Here is a 406-nt window from a genome sequence, read left to right as displayed (position 1 = left end):
GAGGTTCCAGCGTTGGTTGTCGCCGCCGTGGCAGGACCAGAGCTGGACCAGGGCGCCGTTGGCCGTGGAGGCCCCCGACACGTCCAGGCACAAGCCCGAAGCGGCACTGGTGATCGAGCCGTCCGAGCCCACGTTCCACTGCTGGTTCGACCCGCCGTGGCAGTCCCAGACGATCACCGCCGTCCCATCCGAGGTGCCCCCGCCCTCGGCGTCCAGGCACTTGCGCGAACCGCCGGAGTAGACGCTGAGTTCACCGGAGTCGGTGTGCGTCCACTGCTGGTTCGCACCCTCCCAGCAGTCATAGATCTGCACCTGCGTCCCGTTCTCCGTCGACTGGTTCGGCACATCCAGGCACCGACCCGAACCCACACCCGTCACATGACCACCATCACCGGGAGGCGGCTCG

At 68.0% G+C, this 406-nt stretch carries 1 protein-coding gene; it reads right to left on the bottom strand.

Going from position 1 to position 406, the window contains the following annotated elements:
- On the bottom strand, positions 1-378 hold a 378-nt coding region (locus tag JFB92_RS25070), incomplete at its 3' end, for an RICIN domain-containing protein (protein WP_307789270.1).
- Positions 379-406 lie beyond the last annotated feature (28 nt).

The organism is Glycomyces salinus (assembly GCF_016428645.1).
GTDB lineage: Bacteria > Actinomycetota > Actinomycetes > Mycobacteriales > Micromonosporaceae > Glycomyces > Glycomyces salinus.
This window is presented reverse-complemented; position numbering and strand designations above follow the sequence as displayed.